Annotated in this window: 18 protein-coding genes; 5 read left to right on the forward strand and 13 right to left on the reverse strand. The window is 67.7% G+C overall.

All coding sequences use genetic code 11. The features are described from left to right. Positions 1 to 72 precede the first annotated feature (72 nt). The 3 genes from ACFWGZ_RS27750 to ACFWGZ_RS27760 form a co-directional block, all read right to left on the reverse strand. The gene (locus ACFWGZ_RS27750) at positions 73 to 1,737 is read right to left on the reverse strand and encodes a serine/threonine-protein kinase (protein WP_382454520.1); all 1,665 of its coding nucleotides are present in this window, start codon (positions 1,735 to 1,737) and stop codon (positions 73 to 75) included. A 66-nt stretch (positions 1,738 to 1,803) separates the two neighbouring features. Then, positions 1,804 to 2,094 (reverse strand): antibiotic biosynthesis monooxygenase family protein, encoded by a 291-nt coding sequence (locus tag ACFWGZ_RS27755; protein WP_382454521.1) that lies wholly within the window; start codon positions 2,092 to 2,094, stop codon positions 1,804 to 1,806. 39 nt (positions 2,095 to 2,133) lie between these two features. Then, positions 2,134 to 2,691, reverse strand: coding sequence for an EF-hand domain-containing protein (locus tag ACFWGZ_RS27760; RefSeq protein WP_382454522.1), 558 nt, complete (start codon positions 2,689 to 2,691; stop codon positions 2,134 to 2,136). A 697-nt stretch (positions 2,692 to 3,388) separates the two neighbouring features. Between ACFWGZ_RS27760 and map the strand changes: the two genes are divergently transcribed. Beyond that, positions 3,389 to 4,174: a type I methionyl aminopeptidase gene (map, locus tag ACFWGZ_RS27765; protein ID WP_382454523.1), complete on the forward strand. Its 786-nt coding sequence runs from the start codon at positions 3,389 to 3,391 to the stop codon at positions 4,172 to 4,174. On the opposite strand, the gene ACFWGZ_RS27770 is transcribed toward map, so the two are convergent. The 5 genes from ACFWGZ_RS27770 to ACFWGZ_RS27790 all read right to left on the reverse strand — a co-directional run bounded on the left by ACFWGZ_RS27770 (position 4,171) and on the right by ACFWGZ_RS27790 (position 9,060). Then, entirely contained in the window at positions 4,171 to 6,171 is a 2,001-nt protein-coding gene (locus ACFWGZ_RS27770) for a hypothetical protein (protein ID WP_382454524.1), read from the reverse strand. The two genes, map and ACFWGZ_RS27770, sit on opposite strands and share 4 nt — an antisense overlap. Beyond that, the gene (locus ACFWGZ_RS27775) at positions 6,168 to 7,049 is read right to left on the reverse strand and encodes a hypothetical protein (RefSeq protein WP_382454525.1); all 882 of its coding nucleotides are present in this window, start codon (positions 7,047 to 7,049) and stop codon (positions 6,168 to 6,170) included. The genes ACFWGZ_RS27770 and ACFWGZ_RS27775 overlap by 4 nt, the downstream gene beginning before the upstream one ends. 218 nt (positions 7,050 to 7,267) lie before the next feature. After that, positions 7,268 to 7,744 (reverse strand): NUDIX domain-containing protein, encoded by a 477-nt coding sequence (locus ACFWGZ_RS27780; RefSeq protein ID WP_382454526.1) that lies wholly within the window; start codon positions 7,742 to 7,744, stop codon positions 7,268 to 7,270. A gap of 90 nt (positions 7,745 to 7,834) precedes the next feature. After that, positions 7,835 to 8,536 carry an NUDIX domain-containing protein gene (locus ACFWGZ_RS27785; protein WP_382454527.1) on the reverse strand — a complete coding sequence of 234 codons (702 nt, stop codon included), beginning with the start codon at positions 8,534 to 8,536 and terminating at the stop codon, positions 7,835 to 7,837. A gap of 35 nt (positions 8,537 to 8,571) precedes the next feature. Continuing rightward, positions 8,572 to 9,060 carry a hypothetical protein gene (locus ACFWGZ_RS27790; protein WP_382454528.1) on the reverse strand — a complete coding sequence of 163 codons (489 nt, stop codon included), beginning with the start codon at positions 9,058 to 9,060 and terminating at the stop codon, positions 8,572 to 8,574. 387 nt (positions 9,061 to 9,447) lie between these two features. Here ACFWGZ_RS27790 and ACFWGZ_RS27795 point away from each other — a divergent pair, with 387 nt between their 5' ends. Further along, positions 9,448 to 10,515 (forward strand): helix-turn-helix domain-containing protein, encoded by a 1,068-nt coding sequence (locus ACFWGZ_RS27795; RefSeq protein ID WP_382454529.1) that lies wholly within the window; start codon positions 9,448 to 9,450, stop codon positions 10,513 to 10,515. Positions 10,516 to 10,676: 161 nt separating this feature from the next. Here ACFWGZ_RS27795 and ACFWGZ_RS27800 read toward each other — a convergent pair whose 3' ends face one another. Together ACFWGZ_RS27800 and ACFWGZ_RS27805 are read right to left on the reverse strand one after the other, a co-directional pair. Then, entirely contained in the window at positions 10,677 to 11,657 is a 981-nt protein-coding gene (locus ACFWGZ_RS27800) for a hypothetical protein (RefSeq protein WP_382454530.1), read from the reverse strand. Continuing rightward, positions 11,658 to 12,152 carry a GNAT family N-acetyltransferase gene (locus ACFWGZ_RS27805; RefSeq protein WP_382454531.1) on the reverse strand — a complete coding sequence of 165 codons (495 nt, stop codon included), beginning with the start codon at positions 12,150 to 12,152 and terminating at the stop codon, positions 11,658 to 11,660. 102 nt (positions 12,153 to 12,254) lie between these two features. Between ACFWGZ_RS27805 and ACFWGZ_RS27810 the strand changes: the two genes are divergently transcribed. From ACFWGZ_RS27810 to ACFWGZ_RS27820, 3 genes are all read left to right on the forward strand, one after another. Then, positions 12,255 to 13,361, forward strand: a complete 1,107-nt coding sequence (locus ACFWGZ_RS27810; protein WP_382454532.1) for a TIR domain-containing protein — start codon at positions 12,255 to 12,257, stop codon at positions 13,359 to 13,361. A gap of 44 nt (positions 13,362 to 13,405) precedes the next feature. Further along, a complete protein-coding gene (locus ACFWGZ_RS27815; protein WP_382454533.1) occupies positions 13,406 to 14,815 on the forward strand; it encodes a 5'-methylthioadenosine/S-adenosylhomocysteine nucleosidase in 1,410 nt (469 codons plus the stop codon). 142 nt (positions 14,816 to 14,957) lie between these two features. Continuing rightward, on the forward strand, positions 14,958 to 15,257 hold the full coding sequence (locus tag ACFWGZ_RS27820; RefSeq protein ID WP_382454534.1) for a helix-turn-helix domain-containing protein: 300 nt from the start codon (positions 14,958 to 14,960) through the stop codon (positions 15,255 to 15,257). Here the strand turns inward: ACFWGZ_RS27820 and ACFWGZ_RS27825 are convergent. The 3 genes from ACFWGZ_RS27825 to ACFWGZ_RS27835 all read right to left on the reverse strand — a co-directional run. After that, positions 15,189 to 15,521, reverse strand: coding sequence for a S26 family signal peptidase (locus tag ACFWGZ_RS27825; protein WP_382454535.1), 333 nt, complete (start codon positions 15,519 to 15,521; stop codon positions 15,189 to 15,191). The two genes, ACFWGZ_RS27820 and ACFWGZ_RS27825, sit on opposite strands and share 69 nt — an antisense overlap. Continuing rightward, on the reverse strand, positions 15,521 to 17,302 hold the full coding sequence (locus ACFWGZ_RS27830; RefSeq protein ID WP_382454536.1) for an ABC transporter ATP-binding protein: 1,782 nt from the start codon (positions 17,300 to 17,302) through the stop codon (positions 15,521 to 15,523). The genes ACFWGZ_RS27825 and ACFWGZ_RS27830 overlap by 1 nt, the downstream gene beginning before the upstream one ends. Next, a partial coding sequence (locus ACFWGZ_RS27835; protein ID WP_382454537.1) for a TlpA family protein disulfide reductase occupies positions 17,299 to 18,257 on the reverse strand: 959 nt, incomplete at its 5' end. The genes ACFWGZ_RS27830 and ACFWGZ_RS27835, both read right to left, overlap by 4 nt.

The following is an 18,257-nucleotide window of genomic DNA, read 5'->3' on the forward strand; positions in this document are numbered from 1 at the left end:
GGGTTTTCCGCCCCGGTGCCGCACCGCGGCCAGCCGACGACGCGGCTCGTTCGCCCGCGGCGGCCGTGAGGGCTACTGCTTCATCAGCGGCTCGGTGAGCCTGCTGCCGTCCGCCTTCCCGACGAAGCAGTAGATCAGGCGGCTGGAGCTGCGGTAGCCGTTCTCGGTCTTGGCCTTCCACGCCTCGGCGGTCGGCACGAGCACCCAGTACCGCAGGGTCTTCTCCTTGTCCTGCCCGGTCACTTTGTCCGACAGGAACGTCCGCGTGCACCCGGTGCCGCCCACCTTCGTGAGCTCCTCGACGCCGGGGTAGGCCACGTCCTTCTCGATCTCGGTGCTGGCGAGCACGGTGTCGAGCAGCTCCACGTCGTGCTCGGCGTAGCAGCCGACCTTCATCTCGCTCTCGATCTCCGGCGCGCCCTTGGCGGGCGTCCAGGTCAGGCAGGAGTTGCGGAACGCCATCAGCGACTCGTGCGGGATGTCGCCGCCGGGACCGAGCGTCAGCACGGGCTGCATCGCGGGCGTGCTGGCCGGCCCGTCGGTGAGGCCGACGGTGTCGAAGAGCGGTTTGACCACGGTGACGAAGAGCAGGACCAGCGCGCCGACGAGGAACAGCGGGATCAGCGTCAGCGACACGGCCAGGCCGATCCGGCGCCGGCGGCGCGGCGGGACGGGGACCGGCGGTGCGCTCAGGCCGGTGGCGAGCGGGCCGGACGTGACGGGACCGCTGAACGGGCCGGAGTGCGCCGGCACGGCGCCGAACGGCCCGCTGCCGGGACCCGCGCCCGCGAGCCGGCCCCGGTCCGGTCCCGCGCTCACCGGTCCGCTCGCGCCCGCGAGCCAGCCTCCGGCCAGTCCCGCGCTCACCGGTCCGCTGCCCGCGCCCGGCCGGCTGCCCGGGTTCGCCGGTGCGATGGGCCTCGTCAGGTCCCCGCCCGCGAGCGCGCGTTCGATCAGCCGGTGCGCCGCGGCGACACCGAGGCGGCGGCCCGGTTCCGGCTCCATCAGCCCGGTGATCAGCTCGCCGAGCGGACCGGGCACCCGCGGCACCGGCCGTTCGTTCATCACCGCGAGGATCGTGGCCGAGGTCGTGGGCCGGTCGAACGCCCCGCGTCCCTCCACGGCGAAGAACAGCGTCGCCCCCAGCGCCCACAGGTCCCACGCGGGAGAGGCGTCCCCGCCCGCGAGGCGTTCCGGCGACATGTAGGCGGGCGAGCCGATGAGCGTGCCGGTCGCCGTGAGCCGCGGGTCGTCGATCGACTGCGCGATGCCGAAGTCGGTGAGCTTCGCGGTGCCCTTCACCGGCACCATCACGTTGCCCGGCTTGACGTCCCGGTGCACGACACCCGACGAGTGCGCGGCCTCCAGCGCCGCCAGCAGCTGCCCCGCCAGCACGGCCGCGGCCCGCACGGTCAGCGGGCCGGAGCTCTCCACCAGGTCCTCGAGCGTGGGAGCGCTGATCAGCTCCATCACGATGTAGGTCTGGTCGTCCTCGGAGATGAGGTCGTAGACGGTGACGACGGCGGGGTCTTGGAGCTGGCTCGCGATCCGCGCCTCGCGCAGCACCCGTTCCCGGTACACGGCGCGTTCCGCTGCCGGGACTCCTCGGGGCAGCAGGAGTTCCTTGACCGCCACGTCACGGCCGAGCACGGTGTCCTGGCCGAGCCACACGGCGCCCATGCCGCCCCGGCCCAGCTCGCGGACCAGCCGGTAGCGTCTGTTGCCCACCTCGCGCATGCGCGGAATTCTGGCAGCCGATCACCCCGCGACCGTCACCCGGTCCGGTGACGCACCGGGGCGGGGTCAGCCGGCCAGGACGCCCTCCTCGGCCACGACGAGCGAGTCGATCGCGTCGAAGAAGGCCTTGATGCCCGGCAGGTTCGGTCCCTTGCGGCTCGACGCGGCGTGGTCGGCCGGCGAGCGCCACTCGACGACGTCGAGCCACTCGCCGTCCGGCAGCCGCACGAGCCGCGCCCCCAGGAACCCCTCCCGGTCGGCCTCGAAGTCGGCGATCATGCCGGGCCGTGCGGCCAGCAGCGCCTCCACCTTCTCCGGAGCCACGCGGAAGCGGGTGAGTTCCACCGAAGCAGTCATGAACTGATGATAGTCATGATTAGTGACTAAATCCAGCGGTCAGGACACACCAGACAGCGCCTTCGGGTACAGCCAGCTGCCGGGCGTGTCCTCGGCCGGGTTCGTGTAGTAGTCCCGCACCGCCGAGACGTACTCGTCGACGCTGATCGCCCCGTCACCGTCGGTGTCGAGGTGCGCGAACGCCGTCCCGCACTCCTCCGCGCTGAGCCCGCGCGCCCTGAGCAGCACCTGGAACTCGCCGGCGTCGACCCGCCCGTCGCCGTTGGTGTCCGCGAGGTCGAGCAGCGACTGCACGACCTCGAGCAGGTCGACGTTGATCGGCCCGCCCTCGACGAACGCCTCGATCATCGCCTCCCGGTACTCGACCGGCCCGATCTTCCCGTCGCGGTCGGTGTCGCAGTGCTCGGCGAGCATCTCCCAGAACCGGTCGTACGCCTCGACGAGCTCCCGCCCGCGCTCCGACGACGCCGGCTCCCCGAACGCCCGCAGCAGCCGGTTGGCCAGCGCGTAGACGTCCGCGAGCTCGATCACGCCGTTGCCGTCGACGTCGTAGTGGGCGAAGGTCGAGTCGATCCTGTGCTGCAGCACCTGCTTCATGACCGGCACTGTGCTGTCGCCACCCGGCGAGCGCAATCCACGTCGCCTGACCAGGTGGTGTCGCGCAACGATTTCGTCACGGACACAACGGCGTGTCACGACCCCGCGAATCCACGGGCGAGCGCTGTCAACGGAGACAGGCGCGGCCCGTGCGATCGGAGGCCGCCACCGCGACCTTCGCCGGACTGGACAACGCGGGCCGCGATTCCCGCCGGGCGTTCGAAATGGCCGATTTCGCCTTCATCGCGCTCTACACGATCACCCTGGGACTGGCGACGCTCGCGGCGGCGCACTGGCGGTCGGCCTCGTTCGACCACAGGCGGGCGGGGCCGGTGGCCGTTCCCGCCAAGGACGGCGTCGAACGCACCTGCTACTCGTTGCGGGCGGCTCTCGCGGCACTCGTCCTGTTGCTCGTCGCGGCCCTCGCCGGGCGCACCATCACACTGGGGGGGGTGCGCGCGCGAATCGATCAGCGCCTATCACTACTTCGTCCACCGGTGGACACTGGCGATCACCTTCGTCGAGCTGGGCCTGATCCTCGAGTTCGCGGCGTTCCGGGTCATCCAGACCGCCGACCTCAGGGGGCAGGCGACCCGCCCGCCGGAGGCCACCGCACCCCCGCGGTGACGAACGCCGCGTCGCAGTCAGGACCGGGATGCCGTTATTGTTATACCGGCACCCCTGATGGAGGAAGAAGTTGATCGAGCTCAAGTCGCCCGCGGAGATCGCGAGCATGCACGTGACCGGCCAGTTCATCGCGGAGGTGCTCGACGAGCTCTCCGCCAAGGCCGCCGTGGGCGTCGACCTGATGGACCTGGAGCACCACGCCCGCCAGATGATCGCCGAGCGCGGTGCGCAGTCCTGCTACTGGGACTACTCGCCGTCGTTCGGCCGGGGCCCGTTCCGCAACGTCATCTGCCTCTCGGTCAACGACGCGGTCCTGCACGGCCTGCCGAAGAGCTACGTCCTGCAGGACGGCGACCTGCTGTCGATGGACATCGCCGTGAGCATCGACGGCTGGGTGGCCGACTCGGCCGTCTCGGTCATCGTCGGCACCCCGCGCGAGCAGGACCAGCACCTGATCCGCTGCACCGAGGTCGCCCTCGAAGCCGCCATCGAGGCGGCCCAGCCGGGCAACCGCCTGGGCGACATCTCCGCGGCCATCGGCGAGGTGGCGGCCGACCACGGCTACCGCTGCAACCTGGAGTTCGGCGGCCACGGCCTGGGCCGCACCATGCACGAGGCACCGCACGTGCCGAACAACGGCCGCCGCAAGCACGGCATGCGCCTCAAGCCGGGCCTGACCATCGCCATCGAACCGTGGCTGGCCGCCACCACCGACAAGATCGTCTTCGACGACGACGGCTGGACCCTGCGCTCGGCCGACGGCTCCCGCACCGCGCACTCGGAGCACACGGTGGCGATCACGGAGGACGGCCCGCTGGTGCTGACGCGCCGCCGTTCCGAAACAACCGCGCGTTAATCCCAAGTGCGAGACCACTGCTCACGGCGCTCGTGCTCCCGCGAGATCCAGTCGCTGCCCTCTGCCGCAACAGCCTCCAGGAGTGGCAGTGCCGCATCGATGCCGGAGGTCTGCATCTCCACGAGGAACAGCTCTGTCTCGTCTTCGAGTACAGCGTCATCGGCGTTGCGGAAGTTCTCGGCGACGACATTGATGTTCTGTCCGTTGACGAGGGTGAGGCAGAACTTGCGAGTGCGGAGGCGCTCCACCTCGCTTGCACCGGCACCCTCCCCACGGATGAGGCGCATACCCGTCTCGGCCACGCTCGCGGAAGCCAAGGCGTCATAGCGGAACAGGATGCGACGTTCGTTGCGCGCCTCACCCGTGAGAAAGTTCAGCTCCACCCTCATTTCCCGAACGCCACTGCCGGTGAGCAGGAAGATCTGCACCTCGTACTTCGAATAGCGCAGCGGGCCGTGTGACACGCGTGCCCGCTCCGCTCCGTTGGCCCCCTCGGTCATGACAACGTGGGTCACGAGGTCGTGAACGGACAGGTTATAACGACGCACGAGATCGTGCTTCAAGTAGATCTTGTCCATCGCGAGCCAACGGGCCATCTCGCCGTCGGACGGGCGGTCGGCCAGCACCTGGAGCCACTCTTCGTAGCCCCGCGTCTCCTCAGCGAACATCCGTTCGTCGTGCATGCGAGCAAGCATGCTCATTCGCGGGAGAGCGCGGATCTGAATTGCCCCTCTGATCGCGAAGATTCCACCGCCTACGACGAACACGGCCGGAGCAATGGCGTAGGCGGCGAACAGCAGGACGACACCGACGGCTGCGATGGCGATGCCGATGCGGTAGAACTTCGTGTCGCGCCGAGTTGAAGGAACGGCGATCCGAAACAGCTCGTTGGTGGCCCACCCGTTCGCGATGTGACGGGCGTGCCAACCCGCCAGCCAGCTCACAGCCCCCGCCGGGACCTGCGCATTGCCGTACAACTCCACGAACCGGTGCTTGAGATGGGTGCGAACACCCGCGGTGTAGCCCGGCCAGTCACCGGCGAAGTGCGGCCTCGCCTCGCTGAACCGGCTGTCGACGATCCTGTGGATCTCCTTCACGAACGCCGTGGAGACCCAGTGCCCGGGAGAACGCGGCTCCACCGGGTGCATCGGAGCCGCCACCCTCTGGCGCTGGATGTTCTCCCACATCGTCGCGGCCGATCGCTCGATGCCGTGGCGCACGGCCAGAAAGCCACCACCCAGCACCAGCGGCAGCCCCAGCAGAACCAGCCACGTACCTGTGAAACACGACAGCATCCCGAGAACTGCCACGGCTCCGCCGGCCACGGCGCGAACCCAGTCCTTCTGCTCGGCTTTCGTCTCAGCCGCGACGTACGGACGGGGTCGCGCAGGCTCCGGCTCGAAGAACTTCCAGGCCCGGTGCAAGCGACCGTTCGACATCCGCTGGGTCAGGACGCGGTGGGCGTAGGTGCTCTCGAGCTTGACCTGCAGCACACCGCTGAGAATCATGGCCAGGTGCTGGGTGATCTCGCCCTGGCGATCAGGAGGCAACGCACCGAACGCGGTGAGGATGTCGTCCAGACTCTCCCGATGACGCTCGCCCGCAGCCTCCCCTCGCACGTGCCTCATCAGTCGCCACACCACGGCGAACGCGTCCTGCCACTGGTCGTCCGGGAGTGACTGCGCGATCTTGTTCGCATCACGGACGTTCCTGAACAGCTCACCGTTCACCTCGTTGCAGGACCGGCCGCTGACCACGGAAAGGACGTAGTAGTACACCCTTTCCGCAGTGAGGTGCCCTTCACGCAGGAGGTCGCCGAAGATCTTCTCCGCCTCCCTGGGCACACCTGCTGCGAGGAAGTTGCGCGCAACGTTGTTGCGGCGCTCCGGCGGGTCGCCTTGGTTGATGTGATATGTGGACTCGTGGTGGAAGGTGGTGTCGCCGTAGTTGACGGCGTTCTGCTGCCCCACGTGGTCGGCCGACTGCTGGAAGTTCACCGCTTCTCCCCCAGGTTCATGTGGAAGTCCCCCGTGTTGACACCGTTCTGCTGACCGACCGTCCCGGCGTTCTGCGTGAAGGTCCCGAAACTGACCGATGGCACCGGCTTCGCACGAGAGCCGGCGGTCCGAGTGCGTTCAGGCGCTACGGCGGCGAGCGCAACCGCGAACGCAGCGGCGTTGCGAGCTGCCCGCTGCTGACCGCCCCGACGGTCCGTGACCGACTTCGACCCGTCGGCGTGGTCGCTGATTCCGCGCACAGTGGCCGTCGCGACTCGACCTGCCAGGTGCCCTGCCGCGGCGAAACCGGCACTCTCCATCTCGACCGCGACAGCGTCGTTGTAGTTGTGGTGCAAGGCATGCGCCACCGACGAGGCCCTCGAGTCCAGAACCACATCGCCGGCCGCGATCGCCTCGAAGTAGACCTCCGGTGCCTGCGCCTCACCGGGCGGTGCGAGCGGCTCGTGCCACTTGCGGGCCCGCTGCACCCGACGTGCGACCTGCTCTAGTTCGTGCGAGATCGCCCAGGCCTGAGGTCGCGCCAGGAAAGCTTCGTCGGTGCTCTTGCCTCCGTGGTAGGCATAAACCTTGGTACCCACCACGACATCGCCGATCTCCAACCATTCCCGCAATCCGCCTGCGACACCGACGAAGAGCACGGCGGCGGGCGAGAACTCGGCGACAGCCCGTTCGGTCAGCGTCGCGGCGGCCAGTGTCCCCTGCCCCGTCACCCCCACGGCGACCTGCCGCCCGGGATGCCCGGCAAGTGCCCCGACGTCGAAGAACGTCCCCTGGGTGTGCCGGTGTTCCCGGACGTCCACCAGGTGTGCGAGCACGGCTTCCTGCTCGACCGCGAGCGCGGTCAGGATCACGATCATCGTTTACTCCAAGACGTTCCTGCCATTACAGGACGTTCGACACGCACGACGAACAGGCGGATGGCGAGTCCGCGACGCAGCCGGTTCGTTCCGGTGAAGACAGCGCAGAGCTGAAGATTGCGGAGCCTAGGCCCGCAGCGCGGAGGAGGTTAGCCCCATCGCGCGTTTCGCGTCAAACCATCGGGTGAAATACCCCGAGCGTCCAGAGTAGACACCCATCAACCGAGAAAGTGGACATCCGCCAACGATTCCACACGAGCTTGAAAACCGAACCTGCTCGCCACCGCGTCCGTGACGATGTCGCGGTGGTCGAATGCGACACTCGCTTCAAAGAAGTCGGCGAGCGCCACCCATCGGGCAGCAGCGGCGTCACCCCCTGCTCGCGCGGCAGGAGCTCCGGCAACATAGGCGTGGAATGCCACACTTTCCACCACACCCCGCGGGTCACGCCCACGTTTGCCATAGTGCCCGAACCGCCGCAACTGGTTACGCGACATCACGACATCCGCCTCTTCTCTCAGCTCTCGCACTGCGGCGTCGGCCGCCCGCTCCCCCGACTCCACGAACCCGCCGGGCAGCGCAAGCGCGCCGCGGAACGGCTCCTTCCCTCGTTCCACCACAAGAACAGCGAGCAACCCACTCCGCTTCGTGAACAGCACGACGTCCGCAGCGAGCCTGCGATCATCATCAGCCATGCACGCAGACTAGGTTATTGTCAGGGTGACATCAAGTCGTGCCATGAAGATAGATCGTTATTCCAAGCCAATTGTCAAACAGAAACTAAGTCAAGAAGCCGACCGCGGTCGCATCATGGGCGGCAACAGCACGTCGGCGGCGCCAGCGCGGTAGAGCGCGGCCGGCCTGCCGTTGGGGCTCGGTCGCTTGTCCCCGGTCGGTTCGACAAACCCCGCCGACTCGGTGACCTTGCGGTGGAAGTTCGGCTTGTCGAGCTCCACACCCCAGACCGCCTCGTACACCTCACGCAACTCACCGATGGTGAACTCGTCTGCGCAGAAGGCTCTGGCAACCGTGCGGAACTGCAGCTCGCCCCTGGCGAGTTCCACCGCATCGATGAGGATCTCGTCGTGGTCGAACGCAAGCCCGTTGCGTTGCGCCTGCTCCACCGGCAGCCAGTGAGCTGCACGCGCGTCCGATCCAGCCGCGGGGAGTGGCAGATTGGGGGCAATGGCCAGGTAGGCGCACGTCACCACCCTCGGGCGACGCGGATCGCGATCAGGAGAGGAGTAGACACCCACCTGCTGCAGGTACAACTTGCCGGCATCGAGCCCGGTCTCCTCAGCCAGTTCCCGCGCAGCGGTCTCGTCCAGAGTTTCCTCGCCTCGAAGAAAACCACCTGGCAACGCCAACTGTCCCAGGAACGGTTCGTTGCCCCGTTCCACCACCAGCACGCACAGCGCACCGTCGCGGATCGTCAGGATGACGAGGTCGGCAGTGAGGGCGACGGTCTGGGGCGGACGACTGCTCATGGGCGCGAGCGTACTGACCAAGCGGCGCAGGAGCCTTACAAGGACTCGCCCGGAACGTGAACCCAGCCCACGCACTGCCCGCCGCCGACCTCGAGCTTGATGAGCGGCTCGAACAGACGAGCGTCGATACCGTCATACCCGTGTTTGATCACTGAGCGGTGGATCTGGTCCGAAACCACCACCACCAAGGACGGCGGCGCCTGTCGTGACCGGTCCTTCGCCACAAGGGCGTCGAGCAGGTCGATCGCTATGTCGATGTCCTCGCCGAACCAACCCGCTTCGTCGTAGGGCACGTCTCCCGGATGAATGGCCACCCGAAGCCTCAGCGGATGCTCCTGCTCTTGGTTGCGCTCGGCGAGCAGCTCGCTCAACCATGGCACGAACTTGGTCAACAATGACGTCTTCGGAACCCTGTCCATCGGATGGACCAGGGCGATGAGGCCTTCGCGCCGATCGACATACCGGTCACGAAGATCGGTGGTGATCTCACTGTTCACCAGGGCCTGTTCGACCAAGTCGTACATGGCCCGGCGGAGCTGAGCCCTCACCAGGTTGCCGCACGCTCTGGACGGAGTCATGCCCACAGCAATGATGATGCGCTGACACGGTTGTATCGACAGGGCACTCATGGCTCCCCGCCTCCTGACCCTCGTGAAGCTTGGAGGTGCGGGCTGCAGCTGCGATCACCCAGTGGTGGGAGTGAACTTCAGCCAACTTCAGTTTGACACATCTTTAGGTCTATAGTTGAGAGTAAGGCTCCACCAAGTCCCTAGCAATAGCCAAGAAGATGGCCCGGTTCATGCCATCGAGTGACTGAAGTCGGCGACAGATGATCGCGTTCACAACCACCTGGGACGAAGTACAGCTGTCGCCACCTAGTGCACTGAAGTTCGGCTGAAGGACGTGATGGCGTGACCTCTGCCGAGGACCCCGCGCTGCAGCTGGCGCGGCGGCTGCGATCGCTGCGCAAGCAGCACTGGCCTGGCAGGCGCATCACCCAGGAACAACTGAGTCAGGCGTTCGACGTCAGCGTGCCGTTGATCTCCTCGTGGGAACGATCAAAAGATCCGGCCCTGCCCCCCGTGCACCGGCTGGAAGCCTATGCGACCTTCTTCGCCACGGGTCGCTCAGTCGCGCAACGCCCGTACCTCCTGCCTGACCGGCTGAGTGAGGCCGAGCAAGCAGCCAAAGACTCGCTGCTCGTGGAGTTGGTCGACCTGCGAGACCGAGCTCAGAGTGGCGTCTCGGCCGAGGAAGCTCCGCCGTTGACGAACAACCTGTGGCGCTTCCCACCGCACGAGGACATCACGATCGTCTGCTCCGAACTCCCACAGCGACTGCTGACGCAACGGCCGTTCACCGATCCGGAGGACCCCGACTACGTCGCGCTCTACCGGTACTCCGATCTCGACTCACTGCTGGAGCTGTACGGCCACATACGTGCAATCAATCCACACAACGAAGTTCACGTCCGCAGTGGTGCCTCCTCTCTTCCCGCCAATGCTTACACAAGTCACCTGGTGCTGCTCGGAGGCATCGACTGGAACAAGGTCACTGCCGAAGTGCTGCATCGCATCGATCTGCCGATTCGCCAACAAGGACGGCCAGAAGATTCGGACACGGCAGCGTTCGAGGTCATCGTGGACGGGGCCGTCAAAACCTTCCGGCCAGTGCTGCGCAAGATCGGACAGCGGCAAGTTCTGGAGGAGGACGTCGCGCACTTCTACCGATCGCGCAATCCGTTCAACCGGAGGCGCACGGCCACCATCTGCAACGGTGTCTACTCACGCGGAGTTCTCGGGGCGGTCCGCGCCCTCACAGACCCCCGGTTCCGGGACCGCAACAACGAACACCTCATGAGCCGGTTCGCCGGACAGGAGACGATCAGCGTGCTCAGCCGCGTGCAGGTGCTGCAGGGTTCGGTGGTGACGCCGGACTGGACAAGTCCCGACTACCTGCTCCACGAATGGGCGATGTAATCGTTTTGACCAAGGCAGCCCAAATCTTCTCCGAGCACCATCACGGCTCGCATCGTCGACTGCTCGACAACGCACCCACAGCCCATTCCACGGCGCGCGTGGACGCGATCATCGTGCCCACGATACGCAGGCCGTGGGCACTGCAACATGCCCTGAGCCTTTCAGCGCAGCTGAAATGCCCGCTGGTTGCATTGTGCAGTGGCAGCTACACGTCGGCCGAAGCCGTGGCCAGTCTCGCTGCGGATTCTCCTGCGGAGGTAATCGCCATCGACATGGATGACCTCCCTTCGGGTTTGCTGCCCGACTTCAGGACCAGCGGACTGCTCAAAAAATCGTGGATTCGCCACAGCGACATCAGCATGAAACGCAACTTCGGACTGCTGATGGCACGAGCAGCCGGCTGGCAGCGCATTGTTTTCCTCGATGACGACGTGATGGTTCCGCAGCCATCGGATCTTCAAAGGGCCGCGGCGTTGACCGATAGGTACGCCGGGGTGGGCCTGAACATCCACGGATACCCCGACAATTCGGTCGTCTGCCACGCTTATCGCGCGGCCGGCGGGGTTCAGGACGTGTTCGTGGGTGGAGGTGCGCTCGCGGTGCACACCGGATCGACCTCGGCGTCGTTCTTCCCCAACATCTACAACGAGGACTGGTTCTTCCTCCTTGGTGACGAAAAGCTGCGCTCCACAGCGGTCACCGGCGTAGCGGTGCAGAATCCGTACGACCCCTTCGACCGCATCGAGCGGGCCCGCATGGAGGAGCTCGGCGATGTCCTGGCCGAAGGGCTGTTCTGGCTCCTGGACGAGGGCAGATCGTTGAGGGAGGCCGACATCGAGTACTGGGCCGGACACCTCGCGAGGCGAAGAACCTTCATCACCGAGACCATCGAGATGGTAAGTCGAAGCGCGGAACTCCCCGAACGGAAGAACCGGATGATCAGTTCGCTCAAGGCTTCCCGAGGACGGAACATCGTCATCAGCCCTGAGCTGTGCGAAAGCTACGTGCACGCGTGGCGTCTCGACCGCGGCACCTGGCAACGTCATCTCGATCGGATCCAGTCCGCCAGGAAGCACAACCACCTCAAGGACAACCTGGAAAAGGTGGTCGACCGCCTCGGTCTCGCGCTCAGGAGCAGGCACCTACGCGGCCAGCAACCTGCTCATGACAATGCAGATCTCCACTCGGCGACGACCGTTGCCGTCACCGACCGAGTAGCACTTGACCGTCCCGTGCCGCCATCTCCGATAGCCCATGCGGCCGTACCAGTCCTCGGCGTCGTGATTGGTCAACTCGACGGCCAACGCAGCCTCGCGGAAGCCCTCACGGGCCAGCACGTTCTCGGCTTCGTCGATGAGCCGGGTCCCGATGCCCTCACCCCGGTGCTGTCGATGGACCTCCACATGAGTGATGAGCGGTACGCCGGGCAGGTGCAGACGGATCTCCGGCTCCTCCGCGGGCTCCAGCCACAGGTAGACCACACCGACCACGAGTCCGAACTGCCAGGCTGTCAGGAGCACGCCCTGCTCTCTTGACTGGCGGCCGAGACGGTCGGCGAAGTACCTGCGCTGCCCAAGGCGCCGTGCCAGCGACTCGAGATCGTCGGGTCGTGCCGGTCTGATGGTCAAGTCGCGCATGCCACCCCTGCACCAGGTTACCGAACCAGTCAGATGATCCACCCGATCGGCCGACCAGTCCGATGTGGACGATAAGGATTCCTGTCACCGTACGCTGGAGGCATGGCCTCGGTGTTCGTGAACTACCGCGTCCAGGACCAGCCCGGATACGCGACGCTGGTCCACCAGGCGCTGGCGCAGCACTTGGGCGCCGATCAGGTCTTTCTCGCCTCTCGCTCCATCCGCTTGGGTGATGACTTCGTCGACCAGGTTTTCGACACCTTGAGCCGCTGCAAAGTGCTGATCGCGGTCATCGGCGACAAGTGGCGAAGCCTGTTGGGCGATGAGGCAACAGACTGGGTACAACGGGAGATCAGCAATGCCTTTTCGCATCGAATTCGAGTCATCCCAGTCCTGATCGAGAACGCGGAGATGCCGACGGAGACAGAACTGCCCATGTGCATCAAGGCCTTGGCACGGTGCCAGCACCTTCGGCTGAGGCACTACACCGTCGAGAACGACATGGCTCACCTCGTACGCGAACTGCGCAACCTGGTACCGCACCTCACCGATGACGCACGCGCCTCCGGCCCGGCAACGTCGTTCCAGTTCGAGAGCGCCCTGAACTGCGAGTTCGTGATCGTGCAAGGTGACATCCTGCGGTGCACCACCGCGGACGTCTGGGTCAACAGCGAGAACACCGACATGCACATGGCCCGGCCAACGGACTTCAGCGTGTCCGGCATCATCCGGTTCTGGGGATCCAGCCGCGACCAAACAGGCCGGATGATCGACGACCCGATCGCGGCCGAGCTCGAGACCCTGGTGGGACAGAGGCCTGTCTCGCCCGGAAGCGTGTTCGTCACCGGCAGCGGTCAGCTCGAGAACACGCACAACGTGCGGCGGGTGATCCATGTGGCCGCGGTGCACGGCGAACCTGGAGTCGGTTATCGCCAGGTGGGGAACGTGGGCGGCTGCGTGCGCAACGTTCTCAACACCCTCGAGGGGCTGGCGAACGCTCGCAGCGTGCTGTTCCCGTTGCTGGGAACGGGTGAGGCCGGCGCCGATGTCGATGCCACCGCCGAGGCAGTGGTTTCGGCGGCAGTCGACCACGTCGTCGACCATCTCGACACGAAGCTGTGCCGGATCCACTTCCTCGGCTACACGCGACGGGAAGCCGAGGCTCTCACCAGAGTCTTTCGCCGGCTCTCCTTGATTCCCGTTGCTTGACAAAAACTCGACACCTCAGGGGAACGAGGCAATGAGGAGGTAGCTTGCCTGCAGGGGTGCGCTGCCAGAACAGGATCAAGGTGACGATCGAACCTGCCGACACCGTTGTCGTGCTGACAGCCTTGGAATGCGAGTACGCCGCAGTCCTGAGCTACGTCGAGGCGCCTGCGGTGCACCGCCACGCTGCCGGCACACGGTTCGCGATCGGCCGGGTTCACGGTGGAACCGGACGAGTCGTGGTGGCTTTGGCAGGAGCTGGGACAGCGTCGGCCGCGGTCCTGGCCGAGCGAGCGATCACCGAGTTCCGGCCACGCGCCGTGTTGTTCAGCGGGATCGCCGGCGCGCTGCACGATGATCTGGAACTGGGCAGCGTCGTCGTCGCCACCAAGGTCTACGGGTACCACGGCGGGTTCGAGGAGCGGACAGGTTTCCGGGCCCGCCCGCAGGCGTGGGACGCCGACCACGAGCTCGAACAGATCGCGCGCAGTGTCAGCCGAACCAGCGCCTGGCGGCGTGGTCTCCGCATCGACCCTGACGTGTTCTTCCGGCCGATCGCTGCGGGTGAGGTCGTTCTCAACTCCCGTGACACGCCGCTGGACAAGCAGTTGCGGCTGCACTACGCGGACGCGTCCGCCATCGAACAGGAAAGCGCCGGCACGGCGAAGGCCGCTCAGCTCAACAGGGCGCCGTTCCTGGCGGTGCGCAGTATCAGCGACAAAGCCGATGGCCTGAAGTACGAGACCGACCGCGCCGGATGGCAAACGACGGCAGCTCGCAATGCCGCGGCTTTCACCATCGCCGTCGCGACCGAATTGCTCTCATCGGTTCCCGCGCAGTCGCGCCGGTTGAGCAAGCCGGTGAACGTCAACTGGCGTACGAATCTCACCGGGACGCGATCTGCGTTCGAGCTTTGCGCCATCGAGGTGCACCTCGTGCCGATGGACGACTTCGGCCAGTTGGAGGCGTATCGGCTGGACCGGCTGCCCGGCATCCTGTCCGACCACGGCAGGGCGCGCGGTCTGTTCAGCGGCACCGAAAGGCTCGCCTCCGAAGTCGTGACCGAGGCCGTATGGGTGCGTTCGGCACCGAGTCCCGGCGGGCACAGGGGGCTCGCGGTACATCTGACCGGCCAGCGGTCGGCCTGGTTGCCGCTTCTCGGCAATGCACGAGGGCCAGTGCTCGACCGCGGCGCCCTGAACGACCAGATCGAAAAGTCTCTGCGCTGGCTCGCCGAGATCGCGAGCCTTCCGGCACCGACGGAGGTCGTCCTGGCTGCAGGCCTCGAGCCCGCCGCAGGGCTTGCCGAAAGCCACGCAGGCGGATTCTGCACCGCTTCGCACCTCAGAGTGCTCTCGGAGGACGCACTGCCCATCCCCGACCTGCTCCAGCAGACGCGAGAGGCGGCCGCCGACCTCACGGCCCGGTTGTACGAGGCCTTCCGCCGCTCCTGCTGACGCCGCGAGTTTTTGCCGCCGTGCAACCTGTGAACAGCACCCAAGATCGACTTGTGGCGCTCTGGCCCCGTCACGGGTAATCATGCGGGTGGGCTGACCAACGGAGAGGGCAACGGAGGGACCGAGAACAACGGGAGTCTGGATGACCACAGGGGGCAGGAAGCAGCTCGGCGTCGACCTGGACGAGCTGCGGCTGCTGGTCGGCATGTCCTACCGCGAACTGGCGCGGCGCACCGGGTGCGCGCGCAGCACGTTGCACGACGCGTTGACCGGGCGGCGGTTCCCGCGGCTCGACACCGTCCTGGCGATCGCCAGGGCCTGCGGCGGTGACCCGGCGCGGTGGCGGCTCCGCTGGGTCGCGGCGTGCCGTCGTTCAGGCGCACCGCACCGCGCCGACGACGTCGCGGCAGGCGATCAGACCCAGCTGACGGGAGTCCTGTGAACGCGGGTTGTCGCCTGACACGGCCACGAAGCCGTCCGGCACGCGGTGCACGTCCGGCATGGCCGGCGCGAGCCACGGTGGCACGGGATCGCCCGCTACGGCCGCCACCCTCTTGACGCGGTGGGGCAGGTCGGGGTCCGCCACGCGGAACACGATCACCTCGCTGCGCCGCGGAGAGCGGAAGAGCCTGCGCGCCAGCAGTTCCTGGCCGTCGCGCAGGGTGGGGGCCATGCTGTTGCCCCGCACGGTGACCCTGGTCCACATCAGCTCACCCTCGCGTCCTGGTAGCCGTCCGCCTGCAGTCGGAACAGGCGGGCGTACTCGCCGCCCGCGTCCATCAGCGCGTCGTGGTCACCCTGTTCGGCGATCCGCCCGCCGGCCAGGGTGACGATGACGTCGGCCTCGCGCAGCGCGGCCATCCGGTGGGAGATCAGCAGTCTCGTCCTGCCCTCGGCGTGGCGGCGCACGGTCTCGTGCACGCGGTGCTCGCCTTCCGCGTCCAGGCCGGACGTCGGCTCGTCGAGGACCATCAGCTCGGCGTCGGTGCGCATCAGGCACCGCGCCAGCGCCACCCGTTGCCACTGCCCGCCGGACAGCGCGACGCCCGGCCGGTCCTCGTCCGCGTGGGTTCTCGACAGGACCGTGTCGTAGCCCGCGGGCAGGGCTTCGAGGACGTCGGCGACGCGGGCGGTCCTGGCCGCCTCGGCGATCCGCTCGCGGTCGTCCAGCGCGTCCGCCCGGCCGATGCCGATGTTCTCCGCCGCGGTGAGGTCGTAGGCCATGAACTCCTGGAACACCACGCCGATCCGCCGCCGCAGCTGCGCCACGTCCAGCTCGCGCAGGTCCACGCCGCCCCAGGTGATCGATCCGCGCTGCGGGTCGTAGAACCGGCACAGCAGCTTCACCAGCGTGCTCTTGCCCGCGCCGTTGACACCGACCAGTCCCACGGCCCGGCCCGCGGGGATCGTCAGGGTCACGCCGCGCAGCACCCACGGTCCGTCTTCCCCGTAGCGGAACCAGACGTCGCGCAGTTCGATCGCGCCGGCGACCGGTGCCCGTCCGCCGTCGGCGAGGTCGTCCCCGGTGTGCAGGACGTCGAGGTAGTGCCCGAACAACCGCACCGCGCGCCCGGCCTCGCCCAGGTGCAGCACGACCCCGGACAACCCGGTCTGCACCCCGGCCACCGCGCCGAGGAACAGCACGAGGTCGCCGGCGGACGACTGCCCGCGCACCACGTTCAGCGCCACCACGACCGTTCCGGCACCGGCGACCACGGCCCCGAGCAATGCCAGGGCGCTCTGCACTCCCGTTCCCCTGCGCTGCGCCCGCAGCCGCGCACCGGAGACCGCGACCAGCGACCCGATCATCCTGGTGTGCAACAGCTCCCCGAGGCCGAACAGCCGGATCTCCTGGGCGGCACGGACATCGGTGAGCAACGCGCGGTAGAACAACCGCCGCCGGTCGGTCGCGACCCAGGCCTCCTCGGTCGCCGCCTCACGCCGTGCGGTCGCGAGGCGTGCGAACACGGCCGTGACCACGGAGGCCAGCAGCAGCAACGTCATCGGGGGCCACACCACCAGCAAAGCACCCGTGAAGCTCGCCAGCAGCACGACCGAGCGGACCAGCTCCTGCACGAACTGCGACAGCGTGCCGGGTGCCTCCTGCGCCGCCTGTTCCGCGAGCCGCAGCCGGTCGTGGAACGCGGGGTCCTCGATCCTGCGCAACCCCGGCAGCGTCGCGACCCGCCGGAACAGCGCGCCCTCGACGGTGAGCGCGACCCGCTGGCACACCACCTCCCCGAGGTAGCCGCAGAGGTAGAGCAGCGCGATCGCGACGCCACCCGTGACCGCCGAGGCGATCGCCAGGAACGCCGCCCGGCCGGCGCTCGCCGTGTGCGAGGTGAGCTCGTCGACCAGCAGCATGGTCAGCCAGGCGCCGGCGGCCGGGGCGGCGCCCGCGAGCACCGTGAGCGCGAGCGTGCCCCCGGCGATCACCGGCGCGGCCCGGAAGGGCAGCGCCAGGGCCGTGGCGGCGGTGCGGATCATGCCACCGGCACCGGGTCGCCGGCGAAGTCCTCGAGCCTGGTCCCGGCGGCCGTCACGACCCCGCCGTGCGTGCGGACCAGCGTCGGGAAGGCCAGGACGCCGAACACCGACAGCACGGGGTCGTCCGCGCCGACCACGACGACCCGCCCCAGCGCGCCGACCTTGCCGGCCAGTCGGCGCGTGGCCTCGGGATCACTCGGGTCACCGTCCACAACGGACACGAACTCGCCGGTGGGGCGGTTGTCCAGCAACGCGTCCGTCAGCGCGCGGCACGGTCCGCAGCCGACCGAGAAGAAGCCGACCTGCACCGCACCGGTGAGGTCGGCCTCGGTGAACGGGCGGCCGTCCGTGCCGGTCGCCAGGAAGGGCGGCACGACCGTGCCGGGCCGGGGCAGGTTCGTGGTGCGCGCGGGGCGGTCCTGCAACTCCCGCACCCTGGCCACCAGGCCGAACGTGAACAGCACGTGCAGCGCCACCACCACGGCGAGCAGCACGACGGCGATCGTGAGCAGGGTCAACGGTTCCTCCCATGAACCGGGTGCCGGCACGAAGGCACCCACGACGGCAACGCCGATCAACGCCGAGTTCCGCACGAGGTGCCGGATCCCCAGCACGTCTCCCCCGGCACCGAAACACCTGCAGCGCACCGGTTGCGCGCCGCGCATCGCCAGCACGATCGCTCCGCAGAACACCGCGAGCAGCGCCACGGCGGCGGCGTGGCCGAGGCGCGTGCCGGGAACGGCCAGCAGGACGGCGGTGACCGCCTCCCCGGCGAGCACCGCGCCTGCCGAGAAGCCTGCGGGCAGCCGGGGTGCGAGGGCGGCGACCGAGTCGCGGAACTCCGCGAACGCGCGCCGGGTGCGCACCTTGCCGGCGACCGCCGCGACGAAGACGGCGGCGAGCAGCACACGAGCGAACAGGTCGAACACCGGGGCCTCCCGCGACAGGTGCGGGG

The sequence above is a fragment of the Lentzea sp. NPDC060358 genome (genome assembly GCF_042725365.1).
In the GTDB taxonomy this organism is placed as follows: domain Bacteria; phylum Actinomycetota; class Actinomycetes; order Mycobacteriales; family Pseudonocardiaceae; genus Lentzea.

Coding starts and splice junctions, on each gene's coding strand:
- ACFWGZ_RS27805 (WP_382454531.1), bottom strand. CDS start 12,152: ATGCGCGACTTGACCATCAGACCGGCACGACCCGACGATCTCGAGTCG.
- ACFWGZ_RS27785 (WP_382454527.1), bottom strand. CDS start 8,536: ATGAGCAGTCGTCCGCCCCAGACCGTCGCCCTCACTGCCGACCTCGTC.
- ACFWGZ_RS27820 (WP_382454534.1), top strand. CDS start 14,958: ATGACCACAGGGGGCAGGAAGCAGCTCGGCGTCGACCTGGACGAGCTG.
- ACFWGZ_RS27810 (WP_382454532.1), top strand. CDS start 12,255: ATGGCCTCGGTGTTCGTGAACTACCGCGTCCAGGACCAGCCCGGATAC.
- ACFWGZ_RS27780 (WP_382454526.1), bottom strand. CDS start 7,744: ATGGCTGATGATGATCGCAGGCTCGCTGCGGACGTCGTGCTGTTCACG.
- ACFWGZ_RS27755 (WP_382454521.1), bottom strand. CDS start 2,094: ATGACTGCTTCGGTGGAACTCACCCGCTTCCGCGTGGCTCCGGAGAAG.
- ACFWGZ_RS27775 (WP_382454525.1), bottom strand. CDS start 7,049: ATGATCGTGATCCTGACCGCGCTCGCGGTCGAGCAGGAAGCCGTGCTC.
- ACFWGZ_RS27760 (WP_382454522.1), bottom strand. CDS start 2,691: ATGAAGCAGGTGCTGCAGCACAGGATCGACTCGACCTTCGCCCACTAC.
- ACFWGZ_RS27790 (WP_382454528.1), bottom strand. CDS start 9,060: ATGTACGACTTGGTCGAACAGGCCCTGGTGAACAGTGAGATCACCACC.
- ACFWGZ_RS27830 (WP_382454536.1), bottom strand. CDS start 17,302: ATGATCCGCACCGCCGCCACGGCCCTGGCGCTGCCCTTCCGGGCCGCG.
- ACFWGZ_RS27825 (WP_382454535.1), bottom strand. CDS start 15,521: ATGTGGACCAGGGTCACCGTGCGGGGCAACAGCATGGCCCCCACCCTG.
- ACFWGZ_RS27750 (WP_382454520.1), bottom strand. CDS start 1,737: ATGCGCGAGGTGGGCAACAGACGCTACCGGCTGGTCCGCGAGCTGGGC.